The 14,499-nt window shown below is 75.6% G+C and carries 3 protein-coding genes; all 3 read left to right on the plus strand.

Features of this window, described 5'->3' with window-relative positions:
• Nucleotides 1-7,722 (plus strand): type I polyketide synthase (locus tag IE108_RS35190; protein ID WP_189397836.1); only part of this gene is annotated, 7,722 nt, incomplete at its 5' end.
• The gene (locus IE108_RS34275) at nt 7,719-13,478 is read left to right on the plus strand and encodes a type I polyketide synthase (protein ID WP_064732233.1); all 5,760 of its coding nucleotides are present in this window, start codon (nt 7,719-7,721) and stop codon (nt 13,476-13,478) included. The genes IE108_RS35190 and IE108_RS34275, both read left to right, overlap by 4 nt.
• 32 nt (nt 13,479-13,510) lie before the next feature.
• On the plus strand, nt 13,511-14,499 hold a 989-nt coding region (locus IE108_RS34280; protein WP_308433832.1), incomplete at its 3' end, for a beta-ketoacyl synthase N-terminal-like domain-containing protein.

Raw genomic sequence — 14,499 nt, forward strand, 5'->3', positions numbered from 1 at the left:
CACTCCGCACACGTGGAGCGCATCGAAGCCGAACTCCACGCCGTACTCGCCCCGATCACGCCGCTTGCCTCACACATCCCGTTCTTCTCGACCGTCGACGCCGCCCCCGCGGACACCACGACCCTCGACGCGGGCTACTGGTACCGCAACCTCCGCCACACCGTCCGGTTCGAGGAGACCGTGCGTCTGCTGACCTCGAAGGGCTACGGGACGTTCGTCGAGTCCAGCGCGCACCCGGTGCTGACGATGGGTGTGCAGGAGACGGCAGACGTGACGGCCGTGGGCTCCCTGCGCCGTGACGAGGGCGGGCTGGCCCGTTTCCTGACCTCGGCGGCCGAACTGTTCGTGCACGGCACGTCCGTCGACTGGGCGCCCCTCTTCGAGGGCACCGGCGCCCAGCGGGTCGACCTGCCCACCTACCCCTTCCAGCACCAGCACTACTGGCACGAGCCCCTGGTCTCCGTTGCCGCCCCCACCGCAGCCGCGGAGAGCGACGCGTGGCGCTACCGGGTGTCGTGGCAGGGGCTGGCCGGTGACGTGATCGGCGCGCTCGGCGGGCGTTGGCTGGTCGTGGTGCCGGAGGGTGTGGAGAGTGACGGGGCCGAGGCCGCGCTGGCCGGTGCGGGTGCGCGGGTCGAGCGGCTGGTGGTGGACGCGGGGAGCGTCGAGCGGGGGGAGCTGGCCGCGCGGCTGGCGGCCCACGGCGACCTCACCGGCATCCTGTCCCTGCTCTCCCTCGACCGTACTCAGGCCGCCGTCCTCGCAACCGTGGCCCTCGTGCAGGCCGCCGCGGACACGGAGACCGGGGCCCGGCTCTGGGCGGCCACCCGCGAAGCCGTGGCCGTCGTGCCGGGCGAGGTCGCGGAGGACTCCGGGGCCCAGATCTGGGCGTTCGCCCGGGTCGCCGCCCTCGAACTCCCGGCCCTGTGGGGCGGTGTGATCGACCTGCCCGCCCAGCCCGACGCGCGCGCCTGGCAGCGCGTCGTCGCCGCGCTGACCGGCCGCGACGGCGAAGACCAGATCGCCGTACGGGCCTCCGGGACCTACGGCCGCCGCATCAGCCGGGCCGCCACCGCGCCCGTCCGCAGCCCCTACAGTCCGCGCGGCACCGTCCTGGTCACCGGCGGCACCGGTGCCCTCGGTGCCCAGGTCGCCCGCTGGGCGGCCCGCGAGGGGGCCGAGCACCTGGTGCTGACCAGCCGGCGCGGCCCCGACGCCCCCGGCGCCTCGGAACTCGCCGCCGAACTCCGCGCGCTGGGCGTGGAGGTGACGGTCGCCGCCTGCGACGTGGCCGACCGGGACGCGCTCGCCGCACTGCTGGACCGGCACCCGCCCACCGCCGTCTTCCACACCGCCGGCGTCCTCGCCGACGGCTTGATCGGCACCGTCACCGCCCAAGACCTGCGCGACGTCCGCGCCCCCAAGGCCGACGCCGCCCGGCACCTGCACGAGCTGACCTCCGCAGGAGGGACGGACCTGGACGCCTTCGTGCTGTTCTCCTCCGTCACCGGAACCTGGGGCAACGGCGGACAGGCCGCCTACGCCGCCGCCAACGCCTCCCTCGACGTCCTGGCCGAGCAGCGCCGCGCCCAGGGACTGCCCGCCACCTCCATCGCCTGGGGCCTGTGGGGCGGCGGCGGCATGGCCGAGGGCGCCGGCGAGGAGAGCCTGAACCGCCGGGGCATCCGGCCCATGGACCCGGACAAGGGCATCGAGGCACTGCACCGCGCCCTGGACCACGGCGACGTCTGCGTCACCGTCGTCGACGTCGACTGGGACGACTTCGCACCCCGGACCGGCGCCCTGCGGCCCGCCCCCGGCTTCACCACCGTGCCCGAGGCACGTCGCGCCCTGGAGGCCCGGGGACGCGGAACGGAGCCGTCCGCCGCCGGGCCCTCCGACGGACTGGCGGCACGGCTGGCCCCCCTCCCCGACCCGGAGCGCATCCGCCTCCTGGTCGAGCTGGTGCGTGCCGAGGCGGCCACCGTGCTGCGGCACCCCGGCACCGAGGCGGTCCTCGCCGACCGCTCCTTCAAGGACGCCGGATTCGACTCGCTGACCGCTCTGGAACTGCGCAACCGCCTCAACGCCGCCACCGGACTCACCCTGCCCGCGACCGTGGTGTTCGACCGGCCCAGCCCCGCCGTGCTCGCCGAGCACCTCCTCGGCAGGCTGCTCGGCGACACCGCGTCCGCCGCGCCGCTCCCCGCCCGACCCGCGCCTTACCCGTCCGCCGACGAGACGGATCCGGTCGTCATCGTCTCCATGGCCTGCCGCTACCCGGGCGACGCCGCCACCCCCGAAGCGCTGTGGGACCTGGTCAACGCCGGACGCGACGTCATCGGCGCCGCTCCCGTCGACCGCGGCTGGAACCTGGACGAGATCTTCGTCCCGGACCCCGAGAACCTGCCCCGCGGCCACACCTACGTCCGCGAGGGCGGCTTCCTGCACGAGGCCGCCGCTTTCGACGCCGAGTTCTTCGGCATCTCGCCCCGCGAGGCCCTCGTGATGGACCCCCAGCAGCGGCTGCTGCTGGAGACCTCCTGGGAGGCCCTGGAGCGCGCCGGCATCGACCCGCGCACCCTGCGCGGCTCCCGTACGGGCGTGTTCGCGGGCCTCACCCACCAGGAGTACGCCTCCCGGCTGCACGAGGCCGACGAGGAGCACGAGGGCTACCTGCTCACCGGCAAGTCCGCCAGCGTCGTCTCCGGACGCATCTCCTACGTCCTCGGTCTGGAAGGCCCCTCGGTCTCCCTCGACACCGCCTGCTCCTCCTCCCTGGTGGCCCTGCACCAGGCCGTGCAGGCACTGCGCGCGGGGGAGTGCGACCTCGCTCTCGCGGGCGGTGTCACCGTGATGGCCGCGCCGGGACTGTTCGTGGAGTTCTCCCGGCAGCGCGGCCTCTCGGCCGACGGCCGCAGCAGGGCGTTCGCGGACGCGGCGGACGGCACGAGCTGGGGCGAGGGCGCCGGCATCCTTCTCGTCGAGCGGATGTCCGACGCCGTGCGCAACGGGCACCCCGTCCTGGCCGTCGTCCGCGGCTCCGCCGTCAACCAGGACGGCGCCAGCAACGGCCTGACCGCACCCAACGGCCCCTCCCAGGAACGCGTCATCGTCCAGGCCCTCACCAACGCGGGTCTCGGCTACGACGACGTGGACGTGGTGGAGGCGCACGGCACGGGGACGCGGCTGGGCGACCCGATCGAGGCGCAGGCACTGCTGGCGACGTACGGACAGCGGAAGGAGGCCGAACGCCCCCTGTGGCTCGGCTCCCTGAAGTCGAACATCGGCCATCCGCAGGCAGCCGCGGGTGTGGGCGGGGTCATCAAGATGGTGATGGCCCTGGAGCGCGGCGTGCTGCCCAAGACGCTGCACGTGGACGAGCCGTCGTCGCGGGTGGACTGGTCCGCCGGCGCGGTGGAGCTGCTGACCGAACAGCGTGAGTGGCCCGAGGTGGGCCGCCCTCGCCGCGCGGGAGTCTCCGCCTTCGGCGTGAGCGGCACCAACGCGCACGTGATCCTGGAGCAGGCTCCCGCCGCCGAGACCGGCGCGCGGCCGGCCGCGCGGGAACTGCCGGTCGTTCCGCTGGTCCTCACGGCGCGTTCGGCCAAGGCTCTGCACCAGCAGACCGAACGCCTCGACGCCCGGCTGGAGTCGGCCGCCGACCTGCGGCCGCTCGACGTGGCTTTCAGCCTGGCCACGGGCCGGTCGGTGTTCGCACACCGGCAGGTCCGGATCGGCGACGTCACGGTGGAGGGCGTTGCCTCGGACTCGTCCGGCCGAACGGTGCTGGTGTTCCCGGGTCAGGGGACGCAGTGGGCGGGGATGGGCCGAGAACTGCTGGATTCCTCGCCGGTGTTCGCGGCGCGGCTGGGGGAGTGCGCGGCGGCGTTGGCGCCGTTCGTGGACTTCGATCCGGTTGAGGTGCTGCGGTCGGGGGCTGCTCTGGAGCGGGTGGAGGTGATCCAGCCGGTCACCTGGGCGGTCATGGTCTCGCTGGCCGAGCTGTGGCGCTCTTTGGGTGCCGTGCCGGATGCGGTGGTGGGTCATTCGCAGGGTGAGATCGCGGCGGCTGCGGTCAGTGGTGCGTTGTCGCTGGAGGACGCTGCCCGGGTGGTGGCGCTTCGGGCTCAGGTCATCGGCCGTGAGCTGGCCGGCCTGGGCGGTATGGCGTCGATCTCCCTGCCGCGCACGGACGTCGAAGCACGACTCGTGGGTTGGGAGGGACGCCTGGACGTCGCCGCGGTCAACGGCCCGTCGAGCACCGTGGTCGCCGGTGACGCCGACGCGATCGTGGAGTTCGTCGCCGCCTGCCAGGCCGACGAGGTCCGGGCCCGTCAGGTCCCCGTGGACTACGCCTCGCATTCCGCACACGTGGAGCGGATCGAGGCCGAACTCCACGCCGTACTCGCCCCGATCACCCCGACCGCTTCGCGGATCCCGTTCTACTCGACCGTCGATGCCGCCCCCGCGGACACCACGACCCTCGACGCGGGCTACTGGTACCGCAACCTCCGCCACACCGTCCGCTTCGAGGAGACCGTCCGGCTCCTGGTCGACGACGGCTTCGGGACGTTCGTGGAGTCCAGCGCGCACCCGGTGCTCACGATGGGGATCCAGGAGACGGCCGATGTCGTCGCCGTGGGTTCCCTGCGCCGGGACGACGGCGGGCTGGCCCGTTTCCTGACCTCGGCCGCCGAACTGTTCGTGCACGGCACGCCCGTGGACTGGGCGCCCCTCTTCGAAGGCACCGGTGCCCAGCGGGTCGATCTGCCCACCTACCCCTTCCAGCACCAGCACTACTGGGCCCCGACCTCACCCGCCGGTACGGGGGACGCCGCGGCCGCCCGGTTCGGGATGCGCTGGGAGACGCACCCGCTGCTCGGCGGTGCGCTGCCGCTCGCCGAGAGCGGTGAGGTGGTGCTCGCCGGCCGTGTCTCCCTCGCCGACCACCCGTGGATCACGGACCACGCCGTTCTCGGGCGGACCCTGCTGCCCGGCACGGCCTTCGTCGAGCTGGCCCTGCGGGCGGCCGCCGCGACCGGCTGCGGCGGCGTGGAGGAACTGGGACTGGAGGCACCGCTCACGCTCACCGAACGGACCGCTGTGCAGGTGCAGGTGAGGGTGGAGGCGGCCGACGGGACCGGTCGGCGGAGTATGACCATCCACTCCCGTACCGAGACCGCCGACGGCTCCGAGAGCGCCTGGACCCGGCACGCCGGCGGTGTGCTCGGCGCGGCCGCCCCCACGGCTCCGGTGGCCGACTGGGCGGGCGCGGCCTGGCCGCCGGCCGGGTGCGAGCGGCTGACCGCCGAGGACGTGTACGCGCGGTTCACGGAGCTGGGCTACGAGTACGGCGAGGTGTTCTCCGGCGTCCAGACCCTGTGGCACCGGGAGGGCGAGGTCTTCGCGGAGATCGGACTGCCGGACCGGGCGCGGTCCGACGCGGCCCGCTACGGCGTGCACCCGGCGCTGCTCGACGCGGCGCTCCAGCCGTGGCTCGCGGGCGGACTGCTCGACGTGCCGGACGGTGCGCTGCTGCTGCCCTTCGCCTGGCAGGGCGTCACCCTGCACGCCGCGGGCGCGGACACCCTGCGGGTGCGCATCGCCCGGACGGGCACCGGAGAGGTGTCCCTGACGGCGGTCGACCCCGCCGGTGCGCCGGTGCTGGACCTGGCCGCCCTCGTCATGCGCCCGGTGGAGCGGGGCAGGCTGGAAGCGCTCCTCGGGGCCGCCGGTGACCGGCTTCCCCTGTACCGGGTCGGCTGGCGCGGAACCGCCGGTTCGGCGCGGCCCGTGCGCCGGCTCGCCTTCATCGGATCCGGCACCGCCGGTGCGCGGGCCCGTTCGTCGGCCGCCGAGGTGGAGACGTACGCGGACCTGGCGGCCCTGCGGGCCGCGGTGTCCTCCGGTACGTCCCCGCTGCCCGACGCCGTCGTCGCGGCCTTCCCGCCGCAGTCGGCCACCCCCGAGCGGGTGCGTGAGCAGACCGCACGAGGACTCGCCCTGCTCCAGGACTGGCTGAGCGGGGACGAGGACGCGGTCACGGAGCGGGTCCGGCTGGTCCTGCTCACCGAGGGCGCGGTGGCCGCCGCGCCCGCCGAGGAACTGCCCGGTCTGGCCGGGGCCGGGCTGTGGGGCCTCGTACGCTCCGCGCAGACCGAGCACCCCGGCCGGTTCGTGCTCGCCGACACCGACGGCACGGACGCCTCGGCCACTGCCCTGGCCGCCGCACTCGGTACCGATGAGGAACAACTGGCGCTGCGCGACGGCGAGATACGGGTCCCCGGACTCGTCCGGCACGAGGAGCCCCGCGGCGCCGACGCGTCGCCGGCCACCGGACCGGCCCTCGACCCCGAGGGCACCGTCCTGGTCACCGGTGCGACCGGCACCCTCGGTGCGCTGCTCGCCCGGCACCTGGTCACCGCGCACGGTGTCCGCCACCTGCTGCTCGTCAGCCGCAGCGGTGCCGACGCCGCCGGGGCCAGGGAGCTGAGCCGGGACCTGACCGGCCTCGGCGCGCGGGTGAGGATCGCCGCCTGCGACACCGCGGACCGACCCGCGCTGCAAGCCCTGCTCGCCGGCGTGGACGCCGCGCACCCGCTGACCGCCGTCGTCCACGCGGCGGGTGTGCTCGACGACGGCCCCGTCACCGCGCTCGACGCCGGGCGGCTGGACACCGTACTGCGGCCCAAGGCCGACGCGGCACTGCACCTGCACGAGCTGACCGCGGACCTGCCGCTGTCGGCGTTCGTGCTCTTCTCGGGCGCCGCGGGCCTCCTCGGGCGGCCCGGGCAGGCCAACTACGCGGCGGCCAACACCTTCCTGGACGCCCTGGCCGCCCACCGCCGGGCCACCGGCCTGCCCGCCACCGCCCTGGCCTGGGGGCTGTGGGGAGAGGCCAGCGGAATGACCGGCCACCTCTCCGAGACCGATCTGCGGCGCATGCGCCGCTCCGGCGTCGCCCCCATGACCAACGCCCAGGGACTGGCCTTCTTCGACCAGGCCCTGGACCGGCCCGGCGACCAGTCCCTGCTCGTCCCGCTGCGTCTGGACACCAACGCCCTGCGCGCACCCGGGACCCGGACGCCCGCCCTGCTGCGCGGACTCGTCCCCGCACCGTCCGCCCCCCGCGCACAGGCGGCCGGCGACACGGCGGCGCGGCCGGCCGGGACCGGACGCGAGGAACTCGCCCGGCGCCTGGCCGGACTCGACGAGATCGCCCGGCAGCGGGAACTGCTCACCCTCGTCCGGGCGGAGGTCGCGGCCGTCCTCGGCCTCGACGGGCCCGACGCCGTCGACCCGGGCCGCGCCTTCCGGGACATCGGCTTCGACTCCCTCACCGCGGTCGAACTCCGCAACCGCCTGGGCGCCGCGACCGGGCTCCGGCTGGCCGCCGCCGTGGTCTTCGACCAGCCCACGCCCCACGCGATCACCGCCCACATCGGCGCCGAACTGGCGGCGGCCGCGGGCGGCGTCCGGGAGGCGGGACAGGCCGCCCTCGCCGGACTGGAGACGCTGGAGGCGGCCGTCGCCGCGCTCGCGGCGGACGACATCCGCCGCGAGACGGTGCACCGCCGCCTGGCCGCGCTCGTGACCGCGCTCGGCCCCGCCGGCGGCCCGGCGGGCGCGGCCGGTCCCGAGCCGCTCGTGGCCGCCCCGGAAGACCTGGCGGACGTCGACGACGAGGAACTGTTCGCCTTCATCGAGGAGACGCTGTGACGACGGCACGCACCGACAGCACCGACAACACGGCCAGGACCCGCGACTACCTCAAGCGGGTCACCGCCGAACTCGTCGCCACCCGCGCCCGGCTGAAGACCGCCGAGGAGGCGGCGGAAGCCGCCCGCGAGCCCATCGCCATCGTCTCCATGAGCTGCAGGCTGCCCGGCGGCGCCGACACCCCCGACGCCCTGTGGCGGCTCCTCACGTCCGGCACCGACGCCGTCTCCGGCCTGCCCGAGGACCGCGGCTGGGACCTGCCGGCCCTCTACGACGCCGACCCCGACGCCCACGGCACCAGCTACGCCCGCGAAGGCGGCTTCCTGCACGACTGCGCCGAATTCGACCCGGAGTTCTTCGGCATCTCGCCCCGCGAGGCCCTCGCCATGGACCCCCAGCAGCGGCTGCTCCTGGAGACCGCCTGGGAGACCTTCGAACGCGCCGGCCTCACCCGCGAGGCCGTACACGGCAGCCGGACGGGGGTGTACGCGGGCGTCATGTACGACGACTACGGCGCCCGCGTCCCGCACACCCCGGGCGCCCGCCTCCCCGAGGGACTGGAGGGCTACCTCGTCAACGGCAGCGCCGGGAGCGTCGCGTCCGGGCGGCTGTCCTACACGTTCGGGCTGCGCGGCCCCGCCGTCACCGTCGACACCGCCTGCTCCTCCTCCCTGGTCGCGGTGCACCTCGCCGCACAGGCGCTGCGGGCCGGCGAGTGCGACCTGGCGCTCGCGGGCGGGGTGACCGTACTGGCCACGCCGACGATGTTCATCGACTTCTCCCGCCAGCGGGGACTGGCCGCCGACGGCCGGTGCAAGGCGTTCTCCGACTCGGCCGACGGCACCGCGTTCGCCGAGGGCGCCGGGCTGCTGCTGCTCCAGCGGTTGAGCGACGCGCGCCGCGAGGGCCGCACCGTCCTCGCCGTCGTCCGCGGCTCCGCCGTCGGCCAGGACGGCGCCGGCAACGGCCTGACTGCCCCCAACGGACCCGCCCAGCAGGCCGTCATCCGGGCCGCGCTGCACGACGCCCGCCTCACCGCCGACCAGGTCGACGCCGTCGAGGCCCACGGCACCGGCACCAGCCTGGGCGACCCCGTCGAGGCGGAGGCCCTGCTCGCCACGTACGGGCAGGCCCACACCGCCGACCGGCCGCTGTGGCTCGGCTCGCTCAAGTCCAACATCGGCCACGCCCAGGCGGCGGCCGGAGTCGCCGGCGTCGTCAAGACGGTCCTGGCCCTGCGCCATGGGCTGCTGCCCCGGACCCTGCACGCGGACGTGCCCTCCACCCGCATCGACTGGTCGGCGGGCGCGGTGCGCCTGCTGCACGAGAACACCGCGTGGCCGGACCGCCCCGGGGAACCGCGCCGGGCCGCCGTCTCCGCCTTCGGCGCGAGCGGCACCAACGCCCACCTGATCCTGGAACAGGCCCCCACCACCCTCCCGACGCCCCCGGGCGCGTCCGCGTCGGCCGACACCGACTCCGCCACCACCACGCCGGATTCCACCACCACGCCGGATTCCGCCGACACCCCGCCCGACCCCGCCGCCCCCACGCTCGCACCCTCCGCGCCCGGCACCGGCTGGACGGTGTCCGCCCGGTCCGCGGCCGCGCTGCGGGAGCAGGCCCGCAGGCTGCTGGGCCACCTCGGCGCCGACGGAGCCGGCACCGACACCGGGCTGCTGGCCGGCGTACTCGCCCACCGGCGCACCGCGTTCCCGGAGCGGGCCGTCGTGCTCGGTACCGGCGCCACCGAGCTGACCGACGGGCTCGCCGCCCTCGCCGCCGGGCGCGGCGCCCCCGGTCTCGTCACCGGACGCGCCGCCGACGGCCGCCGCACCGCGTTCCTCTTCACCGGCCAGGGCAGCCAGCGCCCCGGCACCGGCCGCGAACTCCACGCCACCCGAACGGAGTTCGCCCGCGCCCTCGACGAAGCCGCCGACGCCTTCGCCCCCCACCTGGAGCGCCCCCTGCGCGAGGTGATGTTCGCCGAACCCGGCTCGGCCGACGCCGCCCTGCTGGACCGCACCGAGTACACCCAGCCCGCCCTGTTCGCCCTCGGCACCGCCCTGTACGCCCTGCTCACCTCGCGAGGCCTGCGCGCGGACACCGTCACCGGCCACTCGGTCGGCGAGATCACCGCCGCGCACGTCGCCGGCGTCCTGTCACTGGAGGACGCCGCCCGCCTGGTCGCGGCCCGGGGCCGGCTCATGGGCGAACTGCCCGGCGGGGGCGCGATGGCCGCGCTCCAGGCGAGTGCCGAGGAGGTACTGCCGCTGCTGGCGGGCCGCGAACACGAACTCGACCTCGCCGCCGTCAACGGGCCCACCGCCGTCGTCGTCGCCGGCGACGCGGGCGCCGTCGACGAACTCACCGCGCACTTCGCCGGCCTCGGCCGGTCCGTCAAGCGCCTGAAGGTCTCCCACGCCTTCCACTCCCCGCACATGGACGCCATGCTCCCCGAGTTCGAGACCGTCGTCCGCGGCCTCACCCTCAACGCGCCCGTGATCCCCGTCGTGTCCAACCTGACCGGCGCCCTCGCGGACGCGGAGACCCTGCGCGACCCCGACCACTGGATCCGGCACGCCCGCCGGCCCGTACGGTTCCTCGACGGACTGCGCGCCCTGCGCGCCGCCGGCACCGACACGTTCGTGGAACTCGGCCCCGACGCCGTCCTCACCGCCATGACCCGCACCATCCTCGACACCGACGGCACCGGCGACGACCCGTCCGGCACCGACGTGCTCACCGTGCCCGTACTGCGCCGCGACCACCCCGAGGGCGCCACCCTGGACCGGGCGCTCGCCACCGCCCACGCCCACGGCCTGCCCGTGCCGCCGGCCCCCGAGCCGGAGCCCGGCCCCGCGGCGGAACTCGCCGCGACGCTCCCCACCTACCCCTTCGAACGCACCCGGTACTGGCTCGACGCACCCGCCGGCGCCGCCCCGCTGGCCACCGCCGGACTCGACGACGCCGGCCACCCGCTGCTCGCCGCAACCGTCGAACTGGCCGACGAACAGGGCGGAGTGTGGACGGCTACCCTGTCCACCCGGACCCACCCGTGGCTCGCCGACCACACCCTGGCCGGCCGGACCGTCGTCCCCGGCACCGCCCTGCTCGAACTCGCCCTCACCGCCGCGGGCGACGGCCGGCGCATCGCCGAACTCACCTTCGACAGGCCCCTGGTCCTGCCCGACGACACCGCCGTACGGCTGCGGGTGAGTCTCGGCGCCCAGGACGCCGACGGCTCCCGTCCGGTGACCGTGCACTCGGCGCCGCTCACCCCCGGCGCCGACTGGACCACCCACGCCACCGGGCGCACCGAACCCGCCGGACCACTGGACGAGGAGCCGTTCACCGCGCTGGCCGGAACCTGGCCGCCGCCCGACGCCCAGCCCGTACCACTCGACGAGGAGCACGCCCGGTTCGCCGCCGCGGGCGTCGGCTACGGCCCCGCCTTCCAGGGACTGACCGCCGCCTGGAAGCTCGGGGACACGGTGTACGCCGAGGCCGCCCTGCCCGCCGCGCAGGCCGCGGACGCCCACCGCTACGGACTGCACCCCGCCCTGCTGGACGCCGCGCTGCACGCCGTGACCGCCGGCCGGCCGGACGCCCACGGTCTCGTCCCGTTCGCCTGGACCGGAACCGACCTGCACGCCCGGGGCGCCGACGCGCTGCGCGTACGCATCGCCCCGGCCGGCCCCGACGCGGTCACCGTCGCCGCCGCCGACCCCACCGGCCGGCCCGTCCTGACCACCCGCGGCCTGGCCCTGCGGGAACTCCCCGCCGACCGTGTCCTGGCGGCCGCCGCGGCGACCGCACCGGCCCCGCTGCTCCGGCCCACCTGGACCGCGCTGCCCCTAGGGCCGGAACCGGACCCCGGCACCTGGTACCTGCTGGGCGACACCGACACCGACACCGACACCGACACCGGGCTCGCCGCCGGGCTCGCCGCCGGCCTCACCGCCGCCGGCGCCACCGTGCACACCGCGGACGACCCGCACGACATACCGGCCGACGGCGCCACCGCGCCCCAGGTCCTGACCGCCCTGCCCGTGACCGACGACCCGCACCGGGCCGCGCACCTGGCCCTGGAACTGGCGCAGCGCTGGCTGGCCGCAGGGCACCTCGCCACCGCCCGCCTCACCGTGCTCACCCGAGGAGCCACCGACACCGCCGGGCCCGTCACCGACCCCGCCGCCGCGGCCGCCTGGGGCCTGCTGCGCACCGCGCAGACCGAACACCCCGGCCGCTTCGCCCTGGTGGACACCGACGCCACCGACGCCTCCCACCGCGCCCTGGCCGCCGCCCTCGTCGCCGCCGGACCCGACGCCCAGCTCGCCCTGCGCGCCGGAACCGCGCACACCCCGGCCACCACCCGCGCCACGACCACCGCGACCGCCACCCGCCTGAACCCCGCGGGCACCGTCATGGTGACCGGCGGCACCAGCGGCCTCGGCGCCGCCGTCGCCAGGCACCTGGTCACCGCCCACGACGTGCGTCGGCTGCTGCTCGTCAGCCGCCGGGGCACCGAGGCACCCGGCGCCCGCGAACTCGTCGCCGACCTCACCGCCTCGGGCGCCGAGGTCACCGTGGCGGCCGGCGACGCCGCCGACCGTGAACGGCTCGCCGACCTCCTCGCGCACATCCCCGCCGCCCACCCGCTCACCGCCGTGATCCACACCGCGGGCGTACTCGACGACGGAGTGCTGACCGCCCAGACCCCGGAGCGCGTCGACGCCGTCCTGCGGCCCAAGGCCGACGCCGCACGGATCCTGCACGACCTCACCAAGGACCTCGGCCTCGACGCCTTCGTGCTCTTCTCCTCGGCCGCCGGACTCCTCGGCAGCGCCGGACAGGCCGGTTACGCCGCGGCCAACGCCCACCTGGACGCCTTCGCCTCCTGGCGGCGCGCCCAGGGCCTGCCCGCCCTCTCGCTGGCCTGGGGCCCCTGGGCCGGCGACGGCATGGCCGCGGCCCTCGACGGCACCGACGCCGTCCGGCTGCGCCGCACCGGGCTCGTACCGCTCACCCGCGACGAAGGCCTCACCCTGTTCGACGCCGCCCTGCGCACCGACGCGCCGGTCCTGCTGCCGCTGCGCCTGCGGGCGGGCCGCGCCGGCACCGACGTACCCGCCGTGCTGCGCGACGCCACCGGCACCCCGCGCCCCACGGCGGCCCGCACCGCCGACGTATCCGCCTCCGCGCCCGGCACGCCCACCCTCGCCGAGCGCGTCACCGACCTGCCACGCGCCGAACGCGCCGCCCTCGTCCTCGACCTCGTCAGGACCGAGGTGGCCGCGGTCCTCGGCCACGCCGACGCGGCCGGCATCCCGGCCGGCCGCAGCTTCAAGGAGGCCGGCTTCGACTCCCTGACCGCCGTGGAACTGCGCAACCGGCTCACCGCCGAGACCGGCCTGCGCCTGACCCCGACCCTCGTCTTCGACCACCCGACACCACAGGCCCTCGCCGAGCACATCGACGGCGAACTGCCCGGCGCCGACACCGCGGTCCTCACCCTGGTCGAAACGCTGACCCGGGCCGTGGACCAGGCCGACACCCTGGACGACCGTGCCCGGCACACGGTCGCCGAGCGGCTGCGGGACCTGCTCACCCGGCTCGACGACCAGGGCGGCGACACCGCCCCCGCCGGACCGGAACCGGGCACCGACGCCTCCGGCAACGTCACCGAACTACTCCAATCCGCCTCCGACGACGAACTGTTCGAGCTGCTCGACAGCGGTTTCCGCGCCGTCTGAAGCCTCGGCAACCACACCTTCAGGGGAGAGCTGTGTCCGCCAACGACACTCACAAGGACGCCGCCGGCAACGAGGGCCGGCTCCGCGACTACCTGCGCCGCGCCATGGCCGAACTGCACGAGACCCAGGAGAAGCTCCGCCGCGCCGAGGAGCGCGGCACCGAACCCATCGCGATCGTGGGGATGGCGTGCCGGTTCCCGGGTGGGGTGGGTTCGCCGGAGGGTTTGTGGGATCTGGTGGTGTCGGGTGGGGACGCGGTGTCGGGGTTCCCGGTGGACCGGGGCTGGGATGTGGAGGGGTTGTTCGATCCGGAGCCGGGTCGGCCTGGGCGTACGTATGTGCGTGAGGGTGGGTTCCTGCATGGTGCGGGGGAGTTCGACGCGGGGTTCTTCGGTATTTCGCCGCGTGAGGCGGTGGCGATGGATCCGCAGCAGCGTTTGCTGTTGGAGACGTCGTGGGAGGCGTTGGAGCGGGCGGGTGTGCCGGCGTCGGGTCTGCGTGGTTCCCGGACCGGCGTCTTCGTCGGCGCCATGTACCACGACTACGGCACCGACCGCACCGCCGCCACCGACGACAGCGGCGGCTTCGGCGGCACCGGCACCTCGGGCAGCGTCGTCTCCGGCCGGATCTCCTACGCGCTGGGCCTCGAAGGCCCGGCGGTGACCGTGGACACGGCCTGCTCGTCCTCTCTCGTCTCCCTGCACCTCGCCGCCCAGGCACTGCGCGCCGGCGAGTGCGACCTCGCCCTCGCCGGCGGCGTCACCGTCATGTCCACCCCCAACACCTTCGTGGAGTTCTCGCAGCAGCGTGGGTTGTCGGTGGACGGGCGGTGCCGGGCGTTCGCGGAGGGTGCGGACGGTACGGGCTGGGGTGAGGGTGTCGGGATGCTCCTGGTGGAGCGGTTGTCGGACGCGCGTCGGCTGGGGCATCGGGTGCTGGCGGTGGTGCGGGGTTCGGCGGTGAACCAGGACGGTGCGAGTAATGGGCTGACGGCGCCGAACGGTCCGTCGCAGCAGCGGGT

The organism is Streptomyces parvulus (assembly GCF_014648855.1).
Taxonomy (GTDB): Bacteria; Actinomycetota; Actinomycetes; order Streptomycetales; family Streptomycetaceae; genus Streptomyces; species Streptomyces parvulus.